General features: G+C 61.0%; 22 protein-coding genes. 11 read left to right on the top strand and 11 right to left on the bottom strand.

Translation table 11 applies throughout. The features are described 5' to 3' along the window. Nucleotides 1-51: 51 nt before the first annotated feature. Both PspCFBP13508_RS19720 and PspCFBP13508_RS19715 read right to left on the bottom strand, forming a co-directional pair. Nucleotides 52-984, bottom strand: a complete 933-nt coding sequence (locus PspCFBP13508_RS19720; RefSeq protein ID WP_137215469.1) for a DUF4880 domain-containing protein — start codon at nt 982-984, stop codon at nt 52-54. Beyond that, complete coding sequence (locus PspCFBP13508_RS19715; RefSeq protein ID WP_137215468.1) at nt 981-1,511, bottom strand: sigma-70 family RNA polymerase sigma factor; 531 nt, start codon at nt 1,509-1,511, stop codon at nt 981-983. Before PspCFBP13508_RS19715 ends, PspCFBP13508_RS19720 begins: the two co-directional genes overlap by 4 nt. Nucleotides 1,512-1,657: 146 nt before the next feature. Between PspCFBP13508_RS19715 and PspCFBP13508_RS19710 the strand changes: the two genes are divergently transcribed. From PspCFBP13508_RS19710 to PspCFBP13508_RS19680, 6 genes are all read left to right on the top strand, one after another. Beyond that, nucleotides 1,658-1,963, top strand: coding sequence for a DUF3649 domain-containing protein (locus PspCFBP13508_RS19710; protein ID WP_041479671.1), 306 nt, complete (start codon nt 1,658-1,660; stop codon nt 1,961-1,963). Continuing rightward, complete coding sequence (locus PspCFBP13508_RS19705) at nt 1,960-3,543, top strand: PepSY-associated TM helix domain-containing protein (RefSeq protein WP_137215467.1); 1,584 nt, start codon at nt 1,960-1,962, stop codon at nt 3,541-3,543. The genes PspCFBP13508_RS19710 and PspCFBP13508_RS19705 overlap by 4 nt, the downstream gene beginning before the upstream one ends. Then, nucleotides 3,543-3,869, top strand: coding sequence for a DUF3325 domain-containing protein (locus PspCFBP13508_RS19700; RefSeq protein WP_122610800.1), 327 nt, complete (start codon nt 3,543-3,545; stop codon nt 3,867-3,869). Before PspCFBP13508_RS19705 ends, PspCFBP13508_RS19700 begins: the two co-directional genes overlap by 1 nt. A gap of 1 nt (nt 3,870) precedes the next feature. After that, nucleotides 3,871-4,437: an RNA polymerase sigma factor gene (locus tag PspCFBP13508_RS19695; protein WP_016771621.1), complete on the top strand. Its 567-nt coding sequence runs from the start codon at nt 3,871-3,873 to the stop codon at nt 4,435-4,437. Then, a complete protein-coding gene (locus PspCFBP13508_RS19690) occupies nt 4,434-5,423 on the top strand; it encodes a FecR family protein (RefSeq protein WP_137215466.1) in 990 nt (329 codons plus the stop codon). Before PspCFBP13508_RS19695 ends, PspCFBP13508_RS19690 begins: the two co-directional genes overlap by 4 nt. Nucleotides 5,424-5,635: 212 nt before the next feature. Beyond that, nucleotides 5,636-8,065 carry a TonB-dependent receptor gene (locus PspCFBP13508_RS19680; RefSeq protein ID WP_137215464.1) on the top strand — a complete coding sequence of 810 codons (2,430 nt, stop codon included), beginning with the start codon at nt 5,636-5,638 and terminating at the stop codon, nt 8,063-8,065. A 199-nt stretch (nt 8,066-8,264) separates the two neighbouring features. Here PspCFBP13508_RS19680 and PspCFBP13508_RS19675 read toward each other — a convergent pair whose 3' ends face one another. After that, nucleotides 8,265-9,140 (bottom strand): AraC family transcriptional regulator, encoded by an 876-nt coding sequence (locus PspCFBP13508_RS19675; protein WP_130912814.1) that lies wholly within the window; start codon nt 9,138-9,140, stop codon nt 8,265-8,267. Nucleotides 9,141-9,280: 140 nt separating this feature from the next. Between PspCFBP13508_RS19675 and PspCFBP13508_RS19670 the strand changes: the two genes are divergently transcribed. Then, entirely contained in the window at nt 9,281-10,183 is a 903-nt protein-coding gene (locus tag PspCFBP13508_RS19670) for a DMT family transporter (protein WP_137215463.1), read from the top strand. A gap of 18 nt (nt 10,184-10,201) precedes the next feature. Here PspCFBP13508_RS19670 and PspCFBP13508_RS19665 read toward each other — a convergent pair whose 3' ends face one another. From PspCFBP13508_RS19665 to PspCFBP13508_RS19650, 4 genes are all read right to left on the bottom strand, one after another. Beyond that, complete coding sequence (locus tag PspCFBP13508_RS19665) at nt 10,202-10,711, bottom strand: DUF2165 domain-containing protein (RefSeq protein ID WP_137215462.1); 510 nt, start codon at nt 10,709-10,711, stop codon at nt 10,202-10,204. A 140-nt stretch (nt 10,712-10,851) separates the two neighbouring features. After that, nucleotides 10,852-11,826 (bottom strand): D-glycerate dehydrogenase, encoded by a 975-nt coding sequence (locus tag PspCFBP13508_RS19660; protein WP_137215461.1) that lies wholly within the window; start codon nt 11,824-11,826, stop codon nt 10,852-10,854. A gap of 1,094 nt (nt 11,827-12,920) precedes the next feature. Further along, nucleotides 12,921-13,295, bottom strand: a complete 375-nt coding sequence (locus PspCFBP13508_RS19655; RefSeq protein ID WP_137215460.1) for a DUF6124 family protein — start codon at nt 13,293-13,295, stop codon at nt 12,921-12,923. A gap of 415 nt (nt 13,296-13,710) precedes the next feature. After that, complete coding sequence (locus PspCFBP13508_RS19650; protein ID WP_137215459.1) at nt 13,711-14,679, bottom strand: LysR family transcriptional regulator; 969 nt, start codon at nt 14,677-14,679, stop codon at nt 13,711-13,713. Between the two features lie 272 nt (nt 14,680-14,951). On the opposite strand from PspCFBP13508_RS19650, the gene PspCFBP13508_RS19645 reads away from it, so the two are divergent. The 4 genes from PspCFBP13508_RS19645 to PspCFBP13508_RS19625 all read left to right on the top strand — a co-directional run bounded on the left by PspCFBP13508_RS19645 (nt 14,952) and on the right by PspCFBP13508_RS19625 (nt 19,850). Next, nucleotides 14,952-16,451 (top strand): efflux transporter outer membrane subunit, encoded by a 1,500-nt coding sequence (locus PspCFBP13508_RS19645; RefSeq protein ID WP_137215458.1) that lies wholly within the window; start codon nt 14,952-14,954, stop codon nt 16,449-16,451. 139 nt (nt 16,452-16,590) lie between these two features. Further along, nucleotides 16,591-18,783, top strand: a complete 2,193-nt coding sequence (locus PspCFBP13508_RS19635; RefSeq protein ID WP_137215457.1) for an FUSC family protein — start codon at nt 16,591-16,593, stop codon at nt 18,781-18,783. After that, nucleotides 18,773-18,973, top strand: a complete 201-nt coding sequence (locus PspCFBP13508_RS19630) for a DUF1656 domain-containing protein (protein WP_016771611.1) — start codon at nt 18,773-18,775, stop codon at nt 18,971-18,973. Before PspCFBP13508_RS19635 ends, PspCFBP13508_RS19630 begins: the two co-directional genes overlap by 11 nt. A 10-nt stretch (nt 18,974-18,983) precedes the next feature. After that, entirely contained in the window at nt 18,984-19,850 is an 867-nt protein-coding gene (locus PspCFBP13508_RS19625; protein ID WP_137215456.1) for an HlyD family secretion protein, read from the top strand. Nucleotides 19,851-19,948: 98 nt separating this feature from the next. Here PspCFBP13508_RS19625 and PspCFBP13508_RS19620 read toward each other — a convergent pair whose 3' ends face one another. The 4 genes from PspCFBP13508_RS19620 to PspCFBP13508_RS19605 form a co-directional block, all read right to left on the bottom strand. Next, complete coding sequence (locus tag PspCFBP13508_RS19620; protein ID WP_137215455.1) at nt 19,949-20,944, bottom strand: sel1 repeat family protein; 996 nt, start codon at nt 20,942-20,944, stop codon at nt 19,949-19,951. A 237-nt stretch (nt 20,945-21,181) separates the two neighbouring features. Continuing rightward, nucleotides 21,182-22,006: an SDR family oxidoreductase gene (locus PspCFBP13508_RS19615; RefSeq protein WP_137215454.1), complete on the bottom strand. Its 825-nt coding sequence runs from the start codon at nt 22,004-22,006 to the stop codon at nt 21,182-21,184. 36 nt (nt 22,007-22,042) lie between these two features. Beyond that, nucleotides 22,043-22,507, bottom strand: coding sequence for a multidrug transporter (locus PspCFBP13508_RS19610; RefSeq protein ID WP_137215453.1), 465 nt, complete (start codon nt 22,505-22,507; stop codon nt 22,043-22,045). A 266-nt stretch (nt 22,508-22,773) separates the two neighbouring features. Further along, on the bottom strand, nt 22,774-24,225 hold the full coding sequence (locus PspCFBP13508_RS19605) for a mannose-1-phosphate guanylyltransferase/mannose-6-phosphate isomerase (RefSeq protein ID WP_024011673.1): 1,452 nt from the start codon (nt 24,223-24,225) through the stop codon (nt 22,774-22,776). Nucleotides 24,226-24,236: the final 11 nt, after the last annotated feature.

The following is a 24,236-nucleotide window of genomic DNA, read 5'->3' as shown; positions in this document are numbered from 1 at the left end:
GCAGCCTTCGGCAGCTCCTACACGAAGGCTGCGATCTTTTGATCTTGCTGTTCAAACCCGCGCTTCGACGCTCACCCAATAACGGGTAAAGCGCTTCACTTGCACCGGCAGACTGATCTGCAACAGGTCGAGAATCCGCTCGCTGTCATCCAGCGGATACGTCCCGGAAATCAGTAGATCGGCAACCTTGCTGTCGCACCGCAGCTGCCCACGACGATAACGGCCAAGCTCTTCGAGGAAATCGCCGAGGCGCATATGGGCGGCGACCAGCATGCCGTCAGTCCAGGCACCGCTGTTGGCGTCCAGTGGTTTGGCCGCGCTGACGGAGCTGGCCGTAAAACTCAACTGCCGCGCGACCGGCAGTAGCATCGGCGCGCGGTGCTCGACGATGAGTTCGACACGTCCTTCAAACAGGGCGATCTGCGTGCGATCAACAAACTGCCGCACATTGAGGCGCACATCTTGGGTTTTCAGCACGCCGTGTGCTGTGCGTATTTCGAACGGATTTGCAGCGCTCAACAGCATTTCGCCCTCGAGCAGACGAATCAACCGCTGCGCACCATCAACATCAACCGAGCTGGCGGTATTGAGCTGCAACGAATCGGCACCGCCCAAGGCAATCTTGCGCCGCTGGCCGACCGGCGTGCGGTAATCGGCGAGCAGCGATGGCAGTGGCGTGTGCTCGCGCAGGCCCCAGGTCGCTGCTGAGCCGGCACCGAGAATCAGCAACATTTTCAACGCCTGACGGCGGCTGCCCGACTTCGGCCCATTCAGCGCCGCGTGGGCCAACGGCGACGCCACGCCGCGTAGGCGCTGGTTGACCCGTTGCATGTGTTCCCACGCCCGGCGGTGTTCGCTGTGCGCGTCCAGCCATTGTTGCCAGGCCTGTTGTTGGCGCGGGCTCAGCGTGCCCTGCTGCATTTCCAGCAGCCAGTGCACCGCCTGTTCGGCGACTTGCGCGGAGAAATCCGGCACCCGATTCACAGGGCGAAATAGCAGCGCATGGCCGCTTTGTTCAAATGGCGTTTGACCGTGGCCACCGAAATACCCAGTTCTGCGGCGATCTGTGGATAAGTCAGACCATCGACCTGAGCGAGCAGGAATGCGCGTTTGACCTGGCGCGGCAAACCGTCGAGCAGCTCATCGAGTTCGACCAGCGTCTGCAGGATGATCGCTTTGTGCTCTTCCGACGGCGCGACCATTTCCGGCATTTGCGCCAGCGTCTCGAGGTAGGCGCGTTCCACATCCTGGCGCCGGTAATGATTGAACAGCACGCGCTTGGCCAGCGTAGTGAGAAAGGCGCGCGGTTCGATGATCAGCGGTGGCTCGCGAGCGGTCAGCACCTTGATAAACGTGTCCTGAGCCAGATCCGCCGCGCTGTCCGGGCAGCCGAGCTTGCGCCGCAACCAGCCGGTGAGCCAGCTGTGATGAGCGTGGTAGAGCGATTCGACGGGATGGGCGGGCGGCAACGAAATCACTCCGGACGCAAAACTTGCGTAGAGAACGTGCATTAGAGAACAAGAACGTTTCGCATTGTAGAGGCTGACGACAGTGTCCGGCAATCAGATGCTTTTGCGTATGAGAATATTTATCATTAATATTGCTCGCCTGTAGATTCGGCTTGTCGGCCGAACGTTTTTCGTTTCAGGGTCGAAACATGAAAGGCAAACTCGCCACTCTTCCCATGTCCTATCGTCTGGCCGTCACTTCGCGAGTGCTGGCGGCGATTTTCGGCGGCTATCTGGTCGCGGCGCTGGCCAGTGTCACCCTGACGTTGTGGCTGCCGCTGAACCGCGCCGAAGCGGTGGTCACTGGCATGACCGTGTCCTTTCTGGTCTATCTGGTCGCAGTGCTCTGGTGCTTTGCCTGCCGCAGCGCGTGGTCGGCGTGGGTCGGCCTGTTGGTGCCGAGCGTGATTCTCGCCACCGTTTCCGGTGCCGCGCGCGGTCTGGGGCTGGCATGAAAGAGGGCTTCCGGCAGGCGATGGCATGGCTGCACACTTGGGCCGGGCTGGTGTTCGGCTGGTTGCTGTTCGCGATTTTTCTCACCGGCACGCTCGCTTATTTCAAAGATGAAATCAGCCACTGGATGCAGCCGGAAATCGCTGCACATTCGCTTGATAGCGAAGCGAGTCTGGCGCTGGCGCAAGATTATCTGCAGCAACACGCCACCGGTGCCTCGCGCTGGCTGATCGATTTGCCCGATGCCCGCGACCCCGGTCTGAAGGTGCGCTGGCAGCAGGCGCCGGGCAAACCCGGCGAGCGCGGCCGCTTCGAATCCCGAACTCTCGACGCTCAGACCGGGGCCGAGGTGCAGGGCCGCGAAAGCATGGGCGGCGAGTTCTTTTACCGTTTCCACTTCCAGTTGCAGATGCCTTACCCGTGGGGGCGCTGGCTGGCGACCATCGCCGCAATGGTGATGTTCGTTGCGTTGATCAGCGGCATCATCACCCACAAGAAAATCTTCAAGGACTTCTTCACCTTCCGCCCGCGCAAGGGCCAGCGTTCCTGGCTCGACGGGCATAACGCCGTGGGTGTGCTGGTGCTGCCGTTTCACTTGATGATCACTTACAGCAGCCTGGTGATTTTCATGTCGATGGTTATGCCGGCGAGCATCGTTGCCTCTTACGGCAGCGACGTGCGCAAGTTCTACGACGAAGTCTTTCCCGCCTCGAAGACGCCCGAGCGCGCCGATGTCGCCGCACCGCTGACCGCCATGGCGCCGCTACTGGCCAAGGCCAGCGAGCAATGGTCGGGCGGCCACACCGCGCGCCTGTCGGTGAGCAATCCGGGCGATGCCAGCGCCACGGTGGTGCTGTCCCGCGCGGGCGATCGGGTGGTGCATGATTTCGGCCGGGCGGTGACGTTCAACGGCGTCACCGGGCAGCTTCTGAGCAGTACACCCGATCAACCCGTAGCGATGGCGGTGGGTGGCGCGTTTTACGGTTTGCACATGGGCCATTTCGCCGGGCCGCTGTTGCGCTGGCTGTATTTCGTTTGCGGATTGGCCGGCACGGCGATGATTGGCACCGGGCTGGTGATCTGGCTCGGCAAGCGGCAGCTCAAGCACGTGAAAAGCGCGGCGCTGCCGTTCGAATTGCGCTTGGTCGAGGTGCTGAATATCGCCAGCATGGCCGGCCTGGTATCGGCGGTGGCGGTGTTCTTTTTGGCCAATCGACTGCTGCCGGTGAGTCTGGCAGGGCGGGCCGATTGGGAAGTGAATGCGTTTTTCATGGCTTGGGGTCTGAGCGTGGTGCACGCGGTGTTGCGTCCGGGACGCAAGGCGTGGATCGAACAGCTGACGCTCGGCGCTGCGCTGTTTATCGCGGTGCCGCTGATCAATGCGCTGACTACGCCGTGGAATCTTGGCGCGACCCTGATGCAGCGCGACTGGGCACTGGCCGGATTTGATCTGACGTGTCTGGCGACGGGGCTTTTTCTTGGCTGGGCTGCACGCAAGATGCAGCGTGCGGGCGAGCGCGTCAGCGTTCGCAAAGCAAGTTCTTCGCCTCGCTCGATCACAGTCGAACAGGGGGCCAACTGATGCTGCTGGCCTTGTTGCTCACCTATGCCGGCTTCACCGCGTTGTGCCTGTCGATGCCACGCCATCATGCCGAATTGCTCGGCGCCAAACCGTCGACACGCCGCCGTCAGGGTCTGGCGTTGGCGGGATGGCTGTTGCTGGCGCTTTCGCTGTGGGCGGCGGTCGCGGCCAGTGGTTGGAGTTTCGGTCTGGTCGACTGGTTCGCGGTGCTGATGCTCAGCGCTTTGGCATTGGTGCTGTTGCTGCCGTATCGCCCGCGTCTGGCCATGGCCCTGGCCGGGTTGAGCCTGCTGGCGAGCCCGGTCGCCGCCTGGGCGCAGTGCTGAAGTGCTGATCGGTCTGCCACCGGAATCGCGTGACGATGAAGCGCGTGGCGCGCGTGCGCATTTTCTTCAGGTGTTTCTGTCCCAGCGTGCGCAAATGGAGGCGCTGGTGAATCGGCGCGTCGGTTGTCGGGCGACGGCGGCGGATCTGGTCCAGGATCTGTTTTTGCGTTTCTGGCGCCGGCCGCTGGTGCAGGTCGAAGAGCTCAGCACTTATCTGCTGCGCTGCGCCGGCAACATCGCCATCGATCATTTGCGCAGTGAAGGCACGCGCACGCGGGTCAACGAAGGCTGGCAGCCGGACGAACCCGACAGCCACGGCAGTGAGCCTCAGGCCGCGCTGGAAGCGGGCAACGATCTGCGCCACGTCGAAGCAGCATTGCGCGCCTTGCCCGAGCGCACGCGGCAGATCTTTCTGCTCAATCGCATTCACGGGCGCAAGTACGCCGAGATCGCCAAGGCCATGGGCCTGTCCCAAAGTGCCGTGGAAAAACATATGATGCGCGCCCTCGAGGCCTGCAAGGCCAGCCTGCGCGACCCCGCGCCACGCCTGCCAGGGAAAGCACCGTGAAGCCATCCGATCCGATCACACCGACGCCGGCCCAGGAGCAGGCCGCGCTGGCCTGGCTGAGCCTGTTGCATGACCGCCCGAGCACTGGCGATCAGCTCACCTTCAGCCAATGGCTGCGGGCCGACCCGGCCCATGCCCAAGCGTATGCGCAGGCGCAGGTGATCTGGGAACTCAGCGAAAGCCCCGCGCGCACGCTGGCCGATGAAGATGCGCTCGCGCTGCAGGGTTATCTGCAGGCGATGGACGCCCCGCGTCGCTCGCCGATGTTGCGTTGGTCGGGCGCGCTGGCGCTGGCGGCGTGTCTGCTGTTGATGGTCAGCCTCGGCACGGGGTGGCAGGCGCAGCGCTGGCTCGACGATCTGCGCGCCGATCATGTCTCGGCACCTGGCGAAATTCGCACGGTGACACTGGCCGATCAGTCGCAAGTGACGCTGGATGCCGATAGCGCGATTGTTGTGGATTTCAGTCATGGCCAGCGCCGCGTGAAATTGATCAGAGGCGCTGCTTTCTTCAGCGTCACTCACACTGGCGATCCGTTTGTGGTGGCGGCGGAACAGGGCGAGGCGCGGGTGCTCGGCACGCAGTTCGAAGTGCGCCGGCAACCTCATGGCGCGCAAGTGACGGTGTTGGCCGGACGTGTCGCGGTGACGGCGCACGAGCATGGCCAACAACAGATTCTCACTGCCGGGCAGCAGGTCGCTTATGCCGACGGCTCTGCGGAAAAACTGCATGCCGTGGACAGTGAAGCGCAACTGGCCTGGCGTCAGGGTTGGCTGACTTACTACAAGACCACGCTGGGCGAAGTCGTCGAGGATCTGCGCCGCTATTACCCGGGGCGGATTGTGCTGCTCAACGATGAGCTGGCGGCGCGCAAGATCAGCGGCAGCTTTCCGAGCAAGGACCCGCAAGCAGTGCTCAATTCGTTGCAGGGGGTGTTGGGGTTTGAGCAGCATCGGGTGTTGGGGCAGCTGATTATTTTGCGCTAAGGCTGCCGGCCTCTTCGCGAGCAGGCTCGCTCCCACAGGGAACGCATTCCAAAGGTGGGAGCGGGCCTGCCCGCGAAGGCGTCAGCCCAGGCAACAAATTCCCCGAAAAATATTTTCAAATTAAAGGTGAGGTAACCCCGAGCCCCATCCGTGTAGTGACTGAAACTGCGAGCCATTCGCATCCGTTGCGGTTCTACACAGGTCATTGAGCAATGAAGTCCAGGGCAAAATCCGGTTCGGTCAAACAGTGGTTGGGCATGTCGGCGCTGAGTTTTTCCGCGTTGGCATTGCTGCCGATGAGTATCGCGCTGGCGGCAGAAGCGGTGAGCAATCAGGCGCAACAGCAATTCAATTTTGCCCTGGCCGCGAAACCGCTGCCGCAAGCCCTGAGCGACTTCAGTCGCGTGACCGGGCAAAGCGTGGTCTACACCGACGAAGCGCCGTACGGCTTCAATGCTCCGGCAGTCAACGGCCAGATGAGCGCCGAACAGGCCCTGCAACGCCTGCTCGGCAACTCCGGCCTGAGCTTTCGCCGCACCGACAGTCATACCCTGGCGCTGGAGCCGATGCCGACCGCAGGCGCGCTCAATCTCGGCGCCACCACCATCACGTCCACGCGCGACGAATCGATGAGTTATCAGCCACCGGAAACCAGTTCGGTGATGCGCTCATCGGCGTCGCTGCAAGAAATTCCGCAGACGGTCAATGTCATCCCGGCGCAGGTCATTCGCGATCAGGCGCCGCGCAATCTCGACGACGCGCTGGCCAATGTCAGCGGCATCACCCAGGGCAACACCTTGGGCAGTACCCAGGATTCGGTGATGACTCGCGGCTTCGGCGACAACCGCAACGGCTCGATCATGCGCGACGGCATGCCGCTGGTGCAGGGCCGTGGCATGAACGCCACCGTGGATCGCGTCGAAGTGCTCAAGGGCCCGGCCTCGTTGCTCTATGGGATTCAGGATCCGGGTGGTGTGGTCAACCTGGTCAGCAAGAAGCCGGAACTGACCCAGTACAACGCCGTGACCGTACGCGGTTCGACCTACGGTGACGGCAAGAATGGCAGCGGTGGCGCCTTCGACAGCACCGGCGCGCTGGGCGATTCCGGCTTCGCTTATCGCATGGTCGTCGATCATGAAGACGAAGATTACTGGCGCAACTTCGGCACCCACCGCGAGACGCTGATCGCACCGTCGCTGGCCTGGTACGGCCAGCGCACCAAGCTGTTGTTCGCCTACGAACACCGCGAATTTCTCACGCCGTTCGACCGTGGCACCTTGATCGATCCGCGCACCAATCATCCGCTGGATATCTCGCGCAAGGAGCGTCTCGACGAGCCGTTCAACGACATGGAAGGGCGCTCGGACCTCTACCATTTCGAAGCCGATCATGAACTCAACGACGACTGGAAAGCCCACTTCGGCTACAGCTGGAACCGCGAAACCTACGACGCCAGCCAAGTGCGCGTGACGGCGATCGACACCAACAAAGGCACACTGACCCGCAGCATGGACGGTACCCAGAACGCGATCAGCACCGATCGTTTCACCACCGCCAGCCTTGAAGGCAAAGTGAATGTGCTGGGCATGCAGCATGATCTGGTGTTCGGCGTTGATGATGAATACCGCAAGATCTACCGCGAAGATCTGATCCGGCAGAAAAGCCTGACCACCTTCAGCTATCTCAACCCGGTCTATGGTCGCGAAGTGATGGGCACTACGGTGAGTGCGCCCGACAGCGCGCAGACCGACAAACTGCGCAGCGATTCGCTGTTCCTGCAGGATTCGATTCACCTCAACGAGCAGTGGATTCTGGTCGCCGGCGGCCGTTTTCAGGAGTACGACCAGTACGCTGGCAAAGGCGTGCCGTTCAAGGCCAATACCGACAGCAACGGGCAGAAGTGGGTGCCGCGCGCAGGGCTGGTGTATCGCTACACCGACGCGCTGTCGTTCTACGGCAGCTACACCGAATCGTTCAAACCCAACTCGACCATCGCCCCGCTGAGCGGCAGCAGTACCGTGCTCGACGGCAGCATTGCGCCGGAAGAAGCCAAGTCGTGGGAGCTGGGGGCGCGGCTGGATATGCCGGGCAGCATCACCGGCAATATCGCGTTGTTCGACATCAAGAAACGCAACGTACTGGTGGCCAACTCCGAAGGCCCGACGACGATTTACAGTGCGGCAGGCGAGGTGCGTTCACGCGGGCTGGAAGTTGACCTGAGCGGGCAGCTCAGCGAGCACTGGAACCTGATCGGCAGCTATGCATATACCGATGCCGAAGTCACCGAAGATCCGGATTACAAAGGCAAGCGCCTGCAAAACGTAGCGAAGAATTCCGGCTCGCTGTCGGCAGTGTATGACTTCGGCAGTGTGTTTGGTGGTGATCAGTTGCGTGTCGGTGCCGGTGCGCGGTACGTCGGCGAACGCGCAGGCAATGCGGTGAATGATTTTGACCTGCCGAGCTACACGGTGGCTGATGCGTTTGCCACTTACGACACAAAAGTCGAAGGGCAGAAGGTCAAGTTTCAGTTGAACGTGAAGAACCTGTTCGATCGCACCTATTACACCTCGTCGGCGAGCCGCTTCTTTGTGTCGATGGGGGATTCGCGGCAGGTTTCGCTTTCCAGCACTCTGGAGTTTTGAGGCAAGACCAAAAGCCCCTCACCCTAGCCCTCTCCCGGAGGGAGAGGGGACTGACCGTGGGATATTCGAGAGATACACCGACCTGAAAGTAATGCTTGGAATCCATAATCGATGCGATTTTTCAGGTCGATGTACACCGCAAGACACCTCGGTCGGCCCCCTCTCCCTCTGGGAGAGGGCTGGGGTGAGGGGAATGGGGTTACCGCAAAAACGCCTGCCGATACTCGCCCGGCGTCCCACCCAAAACCTGCCTGAACCGATTAGTAAAATGGCTGGCACTGGCAAACCCGCACGCCAGCGCAATCTCGCCAAGCGGCAACGCCGTGCCGCGCAACAATTCCCGCGCCCGGCTCAAGCGCCGCGCCAGCACGTACTGGTGCGGCGGTAGCCCGAAGCTGACGCGAAACATCCGCGCAAAGTGATATTCCGACAGCGCACACAGCCCGGCCAGTTGCCCGAGGCTGATGGCTTCGCTCAACTGGTTGTCGATGAACTCCACCAGTTGTCGGCGCTGGTGCGGCGCGAGCCCGCCCTTCAGGCGCAAGCCCTGACGCGCACCCACCTGGCTGAGCAGCGTGTGGCTGATCAATTCATGGGCGAGGCTGCTGGTCAGCAAGCGCTCGGCCGGCTCTTGCCAGTTCAGATTCAGCAATTGCCGGAAGCGCTGCGCCTGCTGCGGATCTTCGAGAAAGGTCTGCTCGCGTAATTGCATCTCGCGCGGCTCGCGATCAAGCAACGTCACGCAACCGAGGGCGAATTGTTCGGCGCTGAAATACAGGTGCGCCAGACGGATATCGCCATTGATCACCCAGCCCGATTCATGATCGGCCGGCAGGATACACAGCTTGTCCGGCCCGCCCTTGCGGCCCGGCTGGCCACGACGGAAGGTGCCGGTGCCGCCGGCGACGTAGCACGACAGCGTGTGATGACTTGGCGCTTCGTATTCCTGGGCATCGTGGTGGTTGGTCCACAAGGCCGCAGACATGCCGTCACCGAGCTCGGCGCTGTGCACCAGACGTGCATTCGGCGAGCGGTTGAGGGCTTGAAAGACTTGCAGGGTATCGATAGCGGCCATGTTCGGTTCTCTCCAACGCCTTGCATCCTACTCCGTAGACGCAGCGCTGCCAGCCTGCCGCCAGACAAAAGCGCAAGATTGTGCAAGCGCCGAATGACGCCCGAGGCAGACACTCAAGGCCTGCTTAAGGAGTGTGTGCCATGAACCTGTCGTTGTACCTGCTGACCGTGCTGATCTGGGGCACCACCTGGATTGCCTTGAAATGGCAATTGGGCGTGGTCGAAATCCCGGTGTCGATTGTCTATCGCTTCGGCCTTGCCGCGCTGGTGCTGTTTGCACTGTTGCTGCTCAGCCGGCGCCTGCAACCGATGAACCGCCGTGGCCATTTGATCTGTGTGGCCCAGGGGCTGTGCCTGTTCTGTGTGAACTTCATGTGCTTTCTGACGGCCAGCCAGTGGATTCCCAGCGGGCTGGTGGCGGTGGTGTTTTCCACGGCAACGCTGTGGAACGCCCTTAATGCGCGGGTGTTCTTCGGCCAGCGCATTGCCCGCAATGTGTTGCTGGGCGGTGCGTTGGGGCTGTCAGGTCTGGGGCTGTTGTTCTGGCCGGAACTGGCCGGGCATGAGGCCAGCCCGCAAACCCTGCTCGGCCTTGGATTGGCGTTATGTGGCACCTTGTGTTTTTCCGCCGGCAATATGCTCTCGAGTCTGCAACAGAAAGCGGGATTGCGACCGCTGACCACCAACGCCTGGGGCATGGCTTACGGCGCAGCGATGCTGACGGTGTGGTGTCTGATCAAGGGCATACCCTTCGACATGGATTGGTCGCCGCGTTACGTCGGGGCACTGTTGTATCTGGTGATTCCCGGCTCGGTGATCGGCTTCACCGCGTACCTGACGCTGGTCGGGCGCATGGGCCCGGAGCGGGCGGCTTACTGCACGGTGCTGTTCCCGGTGGTGGCGCTGAACGTGTCGGCGTTTGCCGAAGGATATCAATGGACAGCACCGGCTTTGGTCGGGCTGGTGCTGGTGATGCTGGGCAACGTGTTGGTGTTCCGTAAACCCAAAGCGTTGGTGCCTGCCGGGCATGGGAAGTTGGCTTGATAACTCGAGCGCTGATAGTCAGCGCTCGACTTTCAAAGTGATGTAAATCATTGCCGGGAAGACGAAGTCGACAATGTGTCTTGCCCAGTCCTTGGCATTCCAGGATTGCGAAGTGTCCATGTCGAACCACTCGACACCGACCGTTTGCAGGCATACGTAATAAATGAAAATGGCGACCAATATGCCCATGATCGAAAATTTCTTGGCTTCATGAAACTGCGCTGCTGATGCGTCGATGTAGCGATATAACTGGTAAGTGCCGATCAGGCAGAGCACCGTATAAGTCACTTCCATGGTGATGATGAACCAATAGATCCGGTGATGGATCATCGGCGAGTCGATCGCCCGGTACATGATGTTTTCACTGGCGTTGGTGGTGTCCATGCTCAGGATATGTGCAACGTAAGTGTAGTTGGACTCATAGTCAGTGAAGTTATGAATCATCACCAGCAGGCCAAAGAAACTTATATAAGCCATCAGGATGACTTTGCTGTAACGAATCAGTTTGTCGGTGGTCAGGGTGTTCACGGGATCAGCTCTCCATAGCAAATAATCAATAAGTTGATAAGTTGCGAGAGCTTATATGGCAGTTACTGGGTCTGGCGTTCTTGTTCGGTTGCAAGTTATGTAAGGTGAGGGCCAGCGCAATGTTGCGCTGGCCCTTTTTTTCAGCCGCGCCAGGCCTGCGGATTGACCAGATCCTGCGGCCGTTCGCCGAGCAGGGCGCTGCGCAGGTTGGCCAGGGCGCGGTTGGCCATGGCTTCGCGGGTTTCGGTGGTGGCCGAGCCGATGTGCGGCAGGGTCACGGCGTTCTTCAATTGGAACAGCGGCGATTCGGCCAGCGGTTCTTTTTCATAGACGTCCAGCCCGGCGCCACGGATGCGGTTGTTTTGCAGGGCTTCAATCAGTGCCGGTTCGTCGACCACCGGGCCGCGCGAGATGTTGACCAGGATCGCGCTCGGCTTCATCAGCGCCAGTTCGCGATGGCTGATCAGGTGGCGGGTCTTGTCGCTCAACGGCACCACCAGGCAAACGAAATCGGCTTCGGCCAGCAGCTCATCGAGGCTGCGGAACTGCGCGCCGAGCTCCTGTTCCAGTTCGGTCTTGCGGCTGTTACCGCTGTAGATGATCGGCATGTTGAAGCCGAAGCGCCCGCGCCGGGCGACAGCGGCGCCGATGTTGCCCATGCCGACGATGCCGAGGGTCTTGCCGTGCACATCAGTGCCGAACAGCGGGGCGCCGACGCTGGCCTGCCATTGCCCGGCCTTGGTCCAGGCGTCGAGTTCGGCGACGCGGCGGGCGCTGCTCATGATCAGGGCGAAGGCGAGGTCGGCGGTGCTTTCGGTGAGCACGTCGGGGGTGTTGGTGAGCATGATCCCGCGTTCGTTGAAGTAGTCGAGGTCGTAGTTGTCGTAGCCGACCGAGACGCTCGAGACCACTTCGAGTCTGGTTGCGCTTTCCAGTTGTGCGCGGCCGAGTTTGCGGCCGACGCCGATGAGGCCGTGGGCGTGGGGCAGGGCTTCGTCGAACTGGGCGTTGATGTCACCGGTCTTGGGGTTGGGGACGATGACGTCGAATTCTTCTTGCAGGCGTTCGATCATGGGCGGGGTGATGCGGCTGAAGGCCAGGACTGTTTTTTTCATTGGGGTTGGGCTCGTCGGGGCTTGATTGCAAGCACGCTAACATTTTCTCGCTCGGGTTGTCTTGGCGGCCTCTGGGCCGGCCATGCCTTGGTTTGTCTGGTGTGAATATCCGAAGGTTTCGCTGCGGCGGCTGGCGGTTTCGCCTGACGGCGACTTACTTTTTTACAAGCGCCAAAAAAAGTAAGCAAAAAACGCTTGCTCCTACGTTCGGCCCTCGCAGGCTCGGGTTCCTTCGCTCCGGGACTGATCCGGGCGCAGCGGCTCCGGTTTGCTTCGCTGCACCTCCTTCCGCTGTGTCTGGCTGCGCCAGACGGTCGCTGCGCTCCCACCCCCGGATCAATCCCTCCACTCAGCCTTCCGACGTCGCCGGTGGATCAAAAGCACTCGAGCTAACGCTCATTGTTGAGTGGGGCGGCTTCGCCGCGGGCAGCTGCGCTGCCTTGCTTTTGCTTTTGTGGGAGCGAGCCTGCTCGCGAAGGCGGCCTGACAGCCGACCTGTTTCTCGCTGATGTACTCGATTCAAACTGTAGGAGCTGCCGAAGGCTGCGATCTTTTGATCTTGCTTTTGCTTTCTGTGGAAGCGAGCCTGCTCGCGAAAGCGTCTCCACTGCCAACCTATCTCTGCCAGATTCACCCCGTCCCTGTGGGAGCTGGCTTGCCAGCGAAGGCGGCCTGACAGCCAACTCACATCTTGCTGATGCACACGATCCAGAATTGTGGGAGCGAGCCTGCTCGCGAAAGCGTCTCCACTGCCAACCTCTGTCTGCCAGATTCACCCCGTCCCTGTGGGAGCTGGCTTGCCAGCGAAGGCGGCCTGACAGCCAACTCACATCTTGCTGATGCACACGATCCAGAATTGTGGGAGCGAGCCTGCTCGCGAAAGCGTCTCCACTGCCAACCCATCTCTGCCAGATTCACCCCGTCCCTGTGGGAGCTGGCTTGCCAGCGAAGGCGGCGTGACAGCCGACTCATATCTCGCTGATGTACACGATCCAGAATTGTGGGAGCGAGCCTGCTCGCGAAGGCGGTTTATCTGACACCTCGAATGTTGAATGTGCCGAAGCCCTCGCGAGCAGGCTCGCTCCCACAGAGATTCAATTGTGTGACGGGGGCTGATGGATTTCGTAATTATCCAGTACCCGATTCACCGCCAGTTCCGCCAGCATGATCACCTGCTGGATGGCCAATATCGTGTGCCGCTGTGGGCTGTCGACGTGGGCGGCGATGTCGCTGCTCATGATGCTCGCCGAGGCGAGGGATTCGCAGGCGTGGGCCAGCAGGCTTTCGTTGTCCTGGTCCGGGGCGACCTGGAACATGGTGCTGGGTTTGTGGCTTTGCTGCGCGGTGGTGGCCGGTTTGAGGTAGTGATCCAGCGCGCGCTCGGCGGCGTCGTGGAGTTTGTTCGAGTCAGGGGATTGGTAGGGTGAGGTGCTTGCGGATTCGGGGGGATTGGGTGTGGGTTTGAACATGGCAAAGATCCTTTTGGATTAATGGAGCTGCCATTTTTCGTTTTCCAGGCGAAAGGGGTGGCAGCTGTACGCGGACTGGAAAAACCGGCAAAGGATCAAACCCGGCAGACCCGAAGGTCTCCCACGTACAGCCGCCATAACTGAATACCGGCGCTGAAAGAGCGCGGCATTATGTCATGCGCTGTGATCCTGCGGGTTTTCCAGACCCGGTCGCTGATTCGTCAGCAACCGCCAGATCCTAGCCAGCGCACTTCCGACGGACAACCTGCAAAACCTGTCGGAAACTTCCCCGTAAACACCCCAACGTAGGAGCTGCCGTAGGCTGCGATCTTTTGATTTTTAAACAGCAAAATCAAAAGATCGCAGCCTCGTTGCACTCGTCAGCTCCTGCACGAAACCTGCGAGTGTTTAAAACTCAGTTCGCAACGCGGACGCCCGCCAGGCTCCCGGTCAATTCATAAGCAACCAGTTCCGCCTGATGCGCCGCCAATATTTCCGGCAACGATCCGCGCAAATATTCCACCCAGGTTTTGATCTTGGCATCCAGGTACTGCCGCGACGGGTAGATGGCGTAGAGGTTGAGTTCCTGCGAGCGGTAGTTCGGCATCACGCGCACCAGAGTGCCGTTGCGCAGTCCTTCGATGGCGGCGTAGACCGGCAGCACGCCGACGCCCATGCCGCTGGTGATGGCGGTTTTCATGGCGTCGGCGGAGTTGACCAGGAATGGCGAGCTGTTGATGGTGACTGTTTCCTGGCCGTCCGGGCCGTCGAAGGCCCATTTTTCCAAGGGGATCACCGGGCTGACCAGGCGCAGGCAGGCATGGTTGAGCAGGTCGCTGGGTTTCTGTGCGGCGCCGTTGGCTTTTACGTAGGCCGGCGAGGCGCAGACGATGCTGTAGGTGATGCCCAGGCGTTGCGAGACGAAGCCCGAGTCGGGCAGTTCGCTGGCGAGCACGATGGACACGTCGTAGCCCTCGTCGAGCAGGTCCGGCACGCGGTTGGCCAGGGTCAGGTCGAAGGTCACGTCGGGGTGGGTCTTGCGGTAGCGGGCGATGGCGTCGATGACGAAGTGCTGGCCGATGCCGGTCATGGTGTGCACTTTCAGTTGGCCGGCCGGGCGCGCGTGGGCGTCGCTGGCTTCCGCTTCGGCTTCTTCGACGTAGGCGAGGATCTGTTCGCAGCGCAGCAGGTAGCGCTTGCCGGCCTCGGTCAGGGCGATGCGCCGGGTCGTGCGATTGAGCAGGCGGGTTTGCAGGTGGGCTTCCAGATTGGAGACCGCGCGCGAGACGTTGGCGGTGGTGGTGTCCAGTTGCACGGCGGCGGCGGTGAAGCTGCCCGCTTCGGCAACACAACTGAAGGCGCGCATGTTTTGCAAAGTGTCCATGGGGTGCTCTCAAGGGAGATGGCAAATTGTGACACGAAGTTTCAGGGGCTGAGACCCCCGACCAAGGGATTATCTCGTTAACCGTAACAAAGATTCACAGAAAACCCAGCTTATCGCCGTCAGGGCAGCTCCATAGAATTGCGCCAATCCCTGTAGGAGCTGCCGAAGGCTGCGATCTTTTGATCTTTTAAAAGACAACATCAAAACATCGCAGCCTTCGGCAGCTCCTACACAAATCCCTCGATTGATCCCTTTCTCAGGAATTCGCAGCTGTGCCGCGTCGCATCAACAGAGCGCTTTTGCCGCTCAGTGTTCTGGCTTTAACCCTGGCTCTCGGCGGCTGCATCTCAACCCAAGGCATTGCCCCTCACGGCGAAACGCTTGCGGCCGATTCACTGGCCACCGATGCAGCCATTGCCGACGCAGCCAAGGACGCCCATTGGCCCACTGCGCAATGGTGGCAAGCGTTTGGCGACCCGCAACTCAATCGCTGGATCGACCTCGCCGTGCAGGGCAGCCCGAGCATGGCCATCGCCGCCGCGCGGGTGCGTCAGGCCAAGGCTATGGCCGGTGTTGCCGAAGCAGCCGAGGCGTTGCAGATCAATGGCGAATCGACCCTCAAGCGCCACAACTGGCCGACCGACCAGTTCTACGGCCCCGGCGATCTGGCCAACACCACCACATGGGACAACAACGCAGCGCTCGGCTTCAGCTACGCCCTCGACCTCTGGGGGCGGGAGCGTAATGCCAGCGAACGGGCTGTGGATCTGGCCCATGTAAGCGTGGCCGAGGCGCGCCTGGCGCAGCTGGAATTGCAGAACAATATCGTCCGCGCCTACATCGAACTGTCGCTGCATTACGCCCAGCGCGACATCGTCGCCGCGACGCTCCAGCAGCAACAGCAGATTCTCGATCTGGCGCAGAAACGCCTGAGCGGCGGGATCGGCACGCACTTCGAAGTCAGCCAGGCCGAAACGCCGTTGCCGGAAACCCATCGCCAACTCGATGCGCTGGACGAGGAAATCGCCCTGAGCCGCAACCAGATTGCTGCGCTGGCCGGCAAAGGGCCGGGCGCTGCGGCGCAACTGCAACGGCCGACGCTGTCCCTCGCGGCGCCGTTGAAATTGCCCTCGGCATTGCCTGCCGAACTGCTCGGCCAGCGTCCGGACGTGGTCGCCAGTCGCTGGCAAGTGGCGGCGCAGGCGCGCGGTATCGATGTCGCTCACGCCGGGTTTTACCCCAATGTAGATCTGGTCGGCAGCCTCGGCTACATGGCCACTGGCGGCGGCGCGCTGGAGTTTTTGACTGGCAAGAAACTCAACTCCAACGTCGGCCCGGCGATCTCGTTGCCGATCTTCGACGGCGGTCGACTGCGTGGCGAACTGGGCGAAGCGGCGGCCGGTTATGACATCGCCGTGGCGCACTACAACCAGACCCTGATCAACGCGCTGAAGAACATTTCCGACCAGTTGATCCGTCGCGAATCGATGGACAAGCAGCAGGAGTTCGCTGCCGAATCCGTGGCTGCCGCAAAGAAGACTTACGACATCGCGATGATCGCCTACCAACGCGGCCTCACCGATTACCTCAACGTGCTCAATGCGCAGACATTGCTGTTCAAACAGCAGCAAGTGCAGCAGCAGGTGCAGGCGGCGCGATTGAGTGCGCATGCCGAATTGGTGACGGCATTGGGTGGCGGCCTTGGTGCCGGTGATGACGTGCCGACAGCCGAGCAGACCCAAGCCCCGAAAACCCCGGTTCTCTTGCGTTGAACACAGCCTCCATTGTGGGAGCGAGCCTGCTCGCGAAGAGTGCGTATCAGTCAATGAACATGTTGCCTGACACGCCGCTTTCGCGAGCAGGCTCGCTCCCACAGGTTTCGAGTCCGCATTGCATGCCTGAGTATTTCCAATGACCTCCTTGCCCGCCCCCCTGCGCTGGCTCCACTCCCTGGAATGGCGTCGCGGTTTCTTCGACTGGGCACGCAGCGACGGCGTGACCTGGGTGTATATCTTCAAGGTGTTGCTCGCCGCGTTTCTCACCTTGTGGCTGGCGATGCGTCTGGAATTGCCGCAACCGCGCACGGCGATGATCACCGTGTTTATCGTCATGCAACCGCAGAGCGGCCAGGTTTTCGCCAAGAGTTTCTATCGCTTCCTCGGCACGCTGGCCGGGTCGGCGATGATGGTCACGCTGATCGCTTTGTTTGCGCAGAACACGGAGCTGTTTCTCGGCTCGCTGGCGATCTGGGTCGGCATCTGCTCGGCCGGTGCCGCACGTTGCCGTAACTTTCGCGCCTACGGTTTTGTCCTTGCCGGTTACACCGCAGCGATGGTCGGTCTGCCGGCGCTGGCGCATCCCGACGGCGCCTTCATGGCCGCGGTGTGGCGGGTGCTGGAGATCTCGCTGGGGATTCTCTGCTCAACCCTGATCAGCGCGGCGATCCTGCCGCAGACCGCCAGCGCGGCGATGCGCAACGCTTTGTATCAGCGCTTCGGTGTGTTCGCGCTCTTCGTCACCGATGGCTTGCGCGGGCGCAGCAAAGCCGAGGCGTTCGAAGCCAGCAACGTGCGCTTCATTGCCGAAGCCGTCGGCCTGGAAGGCTTGCGCAGCGTGACCGTGTTCGAGGACCCGCACATGCGCCGGCGCAACGGTCGTCTGAGCCGATTGAACAGCGAGTTCATGGGCATCACCACGCGTTTCAACGCCTTGCATCAGTTGCTCGAACGCCTGCACGGCAATGGCGAAGAGCACGTCGTGGCAGCGATCAAACCGGGCTTGCAGGATCTCGCCGAAGTGCTCGACGGCTTCAGCGGTCGCGCCCTGACCAGCCCGGATGCGGCACGTTTGGCGACCGCGTTGGCCACCTACAAGGAAGGTCTGCCGGCACGTGTCCGAACCCTGCGCGGGATCTTTCAGGACACTGCTCCGAGCGAAGCCGAACAACTGGATTTCCACACCGCCTACGAATTGCTCTACCGCTTCGTCGATGACCTGCACAGCTATGCGCAGACCCATGCGTCTCTGGCCGAGCACCGCCACGAACGCGAGCGCTGGGACGAGCCCTTCACCCCGCAAACCAACTGGTGGGCCGCAGCCGCGTCGGGAATTCGTGCCTCGTTCATCCTGATTGTGTTGGGCAGTTATTGGGTCGCCACCGCGTGGCCGAGCGGGGCGACCATGACCCTGATCGCTGCCGCCACCGTCGGCCTTTCCGCCGCGACACCGAACCCCAAACGCATGGCCTTTCAAATGGCCTGCGGCACGTTTCTCGGTGCGCTGATCGGCTTCGTCGAGATGTTTTTCATCTTCCCGTTGATCGACGGTTTCCCCTTGCTCTGCGTGATGCTCGCGCCGGTGATCGTGCTCGGTTCGTTCCTCGCTTCACGACCGCAATACGCCGGTGTCGGCCTCGGGTTGTTGATCTTTTTCAGCACCGGTTCAGTGCCGGACAACCTCACGATTTACAACCCCTACACCTTCATCAACGACTACATCGCCATGGTCATGGGCATGCTCGTGTGTGCGGCGGCGGGGGCGATTATTCTGCCGCCGAACAGTCGCTGGCTGTGGCAGCGCCTGGAGCAGGACTTGCGTGGCCAAGTGGTCTACGCGATCAGCGGCAAACTCAAGGGCCTGGCCTCGCGTTTCGAGAGCCGTACCCGCGATCTGCTGCATCAGGCCTATGGCCTCGCGGCAGGGCAACCGAAAGTGCAGAAGAGTCTGCTGCGCTGGATGTTCGTGGTGCTGGAAGTCGGCCACGCGATCATCGAGTTGCGCAAGGAACAGGCGATCCTGCCGGTGCACCCGGCGTATGCCGAATCGCAGCCGTGGCGCCAGGCAATCCGCGTGATGGGGCGCGCGTTGGTGCGCCTGTTTTTGCAGCCGAACGCGAGCAATCTCGAACGTGCACTGGTGGCCGTCGATCACGCGATCAGCCGCGTCGCCGCCACCGATGAGCCGTTCGCGCCGCACTTCGATACCTCGGCGTTGCGGCGGGTGAAAAGCTACCTGCACTTCATCCGCACCTCGCTGCTCGACCCGCAATCACCCCTCGCCCAATTCGCTTCTGCCCGGCCCGAAGGACTCGCCCATGCCTCGTGAAATCGCCTTCCACGGCGTGTACATGCCGACCATGACCCTGATGTTTTTCATTGCTGCGGGATTGGCCTGGGCTGTGGACCGCTTCCTCTCGGGGTTCGACCTGTACCGCTTTTTCTGGCACCCGGCGCTGCTGCGTCTGAGCCTGTTTACCTGTCTGTTCGGCGCCATGGCGCTGACTGTCTACCGTTGAGAACATCTTGATGAAAAAGTTTTTCAGCCTGCTCGCGACCCTGCTGGTACTGGCCCTGGCGCTGTGGATCGGCCGCACGTTGTGGGAGCACTACATGAACACGCCGTGGACCCGCGATGGCCGCGTGCGCGCCGACATCATCAACGTCGCCGCCGACGTCACCGGGGAAGTGGTTGAAGTGCCGGTGCGCGACAATCAATTGGTGAAGAAGGGCGATCTGCTGATGCGCATCGACCCCGAGCACTACCGCATCGCGGTCAAGCAGGCGCAGTCACTGGTGGCTTCGCGCAAGTCGACCTGGGAAATGCGCAAGGTCAACGCCCACCGCCGCGCCGACCTCGACAATCTGGTGATCTCCAAGGAGAACCGCGACGACGCCAGCAACATCGCTGATGCCGCGCTGGCCGATTACCAACACGCCCAGGCGCAATTGGAAGCCGCCGAACTCAACCTCAAACGCACCGAAGTGCGTGCGGCGGTGGACGGCTACGTGACCAACCTCAATGTGCATCGCGGCGACTACGCGCGCATCGGCGAGGCGAAAATGGCCGTGGTCGACATGAACTCGTTCTGGGTTTACGGCTTCTTCGAAGAAACCAAACTGCCGCATGTGAAAGTCGGTGACGAAGCCGATATGCAGCTTATGAGCGGCGAAGTGCTCAAGGGCCATGTCGAGAGCATTTCCCGCGGCATCTACGACCGCGACAACCCGGAGAGCCGCGAGCTGATCGCCGATGTGAATCCGACGTTCAACTGGGTGCGGTTGGCTCAGCGGGTGCCGGTAAGGATTCACATTGATGAAGTGCCGGAGGGCGTTTTGCTGGCGGCGGGGATTACTTGCACGGTGGTGGTGAATCAGGCTGCTGCGGATCTCTGAAAGACCGGGTCGCCTTCTTCGCGAGCAGGCTCGCTCCCACACTGGATCTGCAGTACACCGAAGATCCACTGTAGGAGCGAGCCTGCTCGCGATCCGGGTTATCGGTAGAACGCTTTGACCACCCGCAGTCCGGATTCGATGGTCTCATCGACTGTTAACCGTTTGTCTTCAATGAGAGTGATGATCCGCTGATCATTGGCAATATTTGCGCCAGGTTTTTTCAACTCAGCGGCGCGATTGATCACGATGTAGATCAATACATGGTCTCGGTTCCTGATGAATGGCAGGTCCATGGCATCGCCGATCGACCGGGTCATGTAGGCCTGACGTTCGGCGGACGTCAGGCCCTTGAAGGTATCCGGATAGTCTTGATAGATCTGGGCGGAGTAGCGGGCGACGTCCTCTGCTCGTTCTTCTGCGGCCAATGCCGCCTTGCTGGCGACCTGAGGGACGAGGTCGTTGTAGCGTTTGTCAGCCTCGGCAACCTGGCTCGGGCTCATCCGCGTTTTGAGTGTGGTGCCGATGGCGGCGTCCTCAGTATCGATGAGGAATTTGCTCCACGCGTACGCTTCGGGCAGGTTGTCCTGTTTTTCGTACTGACTGATCAGTTCCTTCTGGGCATCCGGATAACCGTGTTGCGATGAGCGCAGCAGCCAGCGCATGGCAAGTTTGGCGTCTTTTTTCGCCCCGAGAGTGCCGGAACTGTACATATCGTACATGCCGTACTCCGCACACCAGTCATTTTGCTTTGCCGCGTAGGCCGTGTAGTTGAAAACCTGGTTTTTGTTTTTGCTCAGGTCGCCGGACTGCATCACCATTGTGGACAGGTAGCAAAACGCTCTAGGGTGGTTCGGCGCCGCCATGACCAGGCAAGTTTGGGCGACATCCCGCGATCCGTCCTCGAACATCAGCAAGCCTGTGCCAAACAGAATGTCGCTGTCCATCAGTGGATTGCAGTATTCATTTGCGGTGACGGCGGGCAAGAGCGCTTGCGCGGTCAATTTCGGCAGGGTGTCGTTGAGGGGCACTTCTTGAGTGGAACAGCCCGCCAGCCATGTGAGCAATGCCAAAGGCAATACGTTGAGAAGTTTCAAAAGTTGGTCCTGATCTGAAGTGAAGCGTACGCAGGGCGTCGTCAGGCAGGCAAACAAAGCAGCGACGTTTCCGTAGAGAAAGGCCGGGGGAGGGGGATATCAGTATTCAGCAGTTCCCTTGCTTCGATGCGTGCACCAGCGATTCCATGCGCTATACGGTTCACTTGGAGCATTGCATGCTTCAAGTGCGGCGCATTCTACGTTGATCGGCTGATTTGGCAATTTCACTGAAGTGAATCAAAGCTTCCCACGCAAGCCGAACCGCTTCATCAACGTCGATTCCAGCAAACCCTTGGGCAACAACGCCGCCAACAACGGCAACGCCCGGCTGCCATTACCAATGCGAACTAGCCGTGGCGGTTTGCTCTGCTGCACAGCCTTGAGCAACTCGGCGGCAAACTCATTGGCAGGTGTCGGCTTGTCCTGCGATGCCTTGGCCCGTGCGCGAATGCCTTCACGCAGGGGAAACCACGGCGATTGCTCATTGATCAACTGTTCCGCTTCGTGCCCGGCATTCTTCGCGAAGCTCGATTCGATGGCGCCGGGCTGAACTTCCATCACGCGTATGCCGAACGGCGCCAGTTCCATGCGCAGCGCATCACTCAGCGCATGCACCGCCGCTTTCGAAGCGCAGTAGGCGCCGGCAAATGGTGTGACCAGCACGCCGGAAACACTGCCGATATTCACCACCAGCCCCTTGGCCCGGCGCAGTACCGGGAACAGCGCGCGGGTGACACCGACAATCGAAAACACATTGGTTTCGAACTGGCGCTGCATGGCCGCGACACCGCCATCGAGCAGCGGCCCCATCGCGCCGTAGCCGGCGTTGTTGATCAACACATCGAGGCCGCCGTGTTGCTGGTTCAGGCGCTCGGCGAGTTGCTCCAGCGCGGCGCCATCGTTGACGTCCAGCTGAATCGCGGTGAAACCGGCAGCGCTGAGCGCAGCGACGTCTTCAGCCTTGCGCGCACTGGCCCACACTTCGTAGCCGGCTGCTTTGAACGCATCGGCGAGGGCGCGGCCGATGCCGCTGGAACAACCGGTAATCAACGCAACGGGCATGGCGCATTCCTTGTGCAAAAAAGTCGGGGGAGGGGATCAGTCAGAGAAACTACCCTGCAAGTGCTCGGCGCGAAACTTCAGGGTTTGCGGACGATAACCGGGGCGCAGTGGCGGCAGCGGCAGGCAGTCTTCCCAGGTCGCGCCGGCCTGCAGTTCGCCGGGGCCGCGATAGCGTGGGGCGGTGTATTGATTGTCGGCCAGATTGACCGTATCGCCCGGCGCATAGGCAGCGATGCGCCAGCGCAGCTCGGTCAGCGGCACATCGTTGCCGTTGTTCATTTTCAATTGCAGCGGACGATCGGCCGGGCATTGTTCGGGAGCATAAGCGATGCGCAATTCCAGGCGCGCCAGCTGTTTGACCTCGCGATTGTCCAGCCACACCACCCACATCGCTACGAAGCCGAGGCCGATGGCAGCGGCCACCGACACCGGCAAGGCCTTGGCCGGGTAGCGCAGCAGCAGGATCAGCCAGGTGATGACCAGCAGGATGCCGATGAACATGTCGGATAACCTCGCAGAGACAGAGAGGCATCCTACCTAAGCGTAGGTGAGGTTGGCGATGGGCATCGGGACTTGAGCCGTCAGACCGGCGTCTTCGCGAGCAGGCTCGCTCCCACACTTGAAACGCATTCCCCTGTGGGAGCGAGCCTGCTCGCGAAGAGGCCATTTCTGGCGACGCTGAATCAGGACAAAAAAAGCCCCCGCCCAGCCCGCTGCGGATAGGGGACGCAACGGGCTGGACGAGGGCTTCTTGTTTGAGCAAGCGATTACTGGGCGATGGTTTTCACCGACACGCCGCGCTCGATCGGGGTGGAACGGCCGTAGATATCTTCGAAACGCTCGATATCGTCTTCACCCAGGTACGAACCCGACTGCACTTCGATGATTTCCAGCGGGATCTTGCCCGGGTTGCGCAGGCGATGCACCGAGGCAATCGGAATGTAGGTCGACTGGTTTTCGGTGAGCAGGAACACGTTCTCGTCGCAGGTCACTTCGGCGGTGCCGCTGACCACGATCCAGTGTTCGGCGCGGTGATGGTGCATCTGCAGTGACAGGCACGCGCCCGGCTTGACCGAGATGTGCTTGACCTGGAAACGCCCGCCCATGTCCACCGAGTCGTACGAGCCCCACGGACGATAGACTTCGCAGTGGTTCTGGGTTTCGCTGCGGCCCTGGGCGTTGAGGGTGTTGACCATCTGCTTGACGCCCTGGACCTTGTCCTTGTGGGCAATCATCATCGCGTCCTTGGTTTCGACCACGACGATGTTTTCCAGGCCGATCACCGAGACCAGTTTGCCGTTGCCGTGGATCATGCAGTTCTTGCTGTCCTGGATGACCACGTCGCCTTTGCTGACGTTGCCGTTGGCGTCTTTCTCGTTGACTTCCCACAGCGACGACCAGCAGCCGACATCGCTCCAGCCGGCGGTCAGCGGCACCACGCAGGCGCGCTGGGTTTTTTCCATCACCGAGTAGTCGATGGAGTTGTCCGGGCAGCAGGCAAAGGTGGCTTCGTCGAAGGTGATGGTGTCGGCGTCCTGCTGGCTGCGCTCAAGGGTCAGCAGGCAGGTGTCGTAGATGTCCGGATCGTGCTTTTTCAGTTCTTCGAGGAAGCGGCTGGCGCGGAACAGGAACATGCCGCTGTTCCAGTAGTAACCGCCGGATTCGACGTACTCGGTGGCGCGCTTCACATCCGGTTTTTCAACGAAGTGCGAGACGCGGCTGACGCCTTCCGGCAGCAGCGAATCAGCAGTGGATTTGATGTAGCCGTAACCGGTTTCCGGTTTGGTCGCCGGCACACCGAACAGGACCATTTCGCCGTTCTCGGCAGCGACGGTGGCCAGGGCCAGCGCACGTTGCAGGGCTTTCTGGTCTTCCAGCACGTGGTCGGCCGGCAGCACCAGCATCAGTTCGTCACGGCCTTCATTGACCAGCATCATCGCGGTCAGCGCCACGGCCGGCGAAGTGTTGCGGCCGAACGGTTCCATCAGGATGCGCTGGCATTCCAGATTGCGCGCGGCCAGTTGCTCGTTGACGATGAAACGGTGTTCCTTGTTGCAGACCACGATCGGCGTGTCCATGCCTTCGAACACCAGGCGCTCGAGGGTTTGCTGGAACAGTGTGTGTTCGCCGGTCAGGGCGAGGAATTGCTTGGGGAATTGCTTGCGCGAAAGAGGCCACAGACGCGAACCGCTACCACCTGACAAGATCACCGGAATCATAGTGTTTACTC

Origin of the sequence: Pseudomonas sp. CFBP13508 (assembly GCF_005233515.1) — a bacterium.
Classification (GTDB): domain Bacteria; phylum Pseudomonadota; class Gammaproteobacteria; order Pseudomonadales; family Pseudomonadaceae; genus Aquipseudomonas; species Aquipseudomonas mercuritolerans.
The sequence above is the reverse complement of the archived record's forward strand: the minus strand, read 5'-3'. Positions and strand labels throughout refer to the sequence as shown.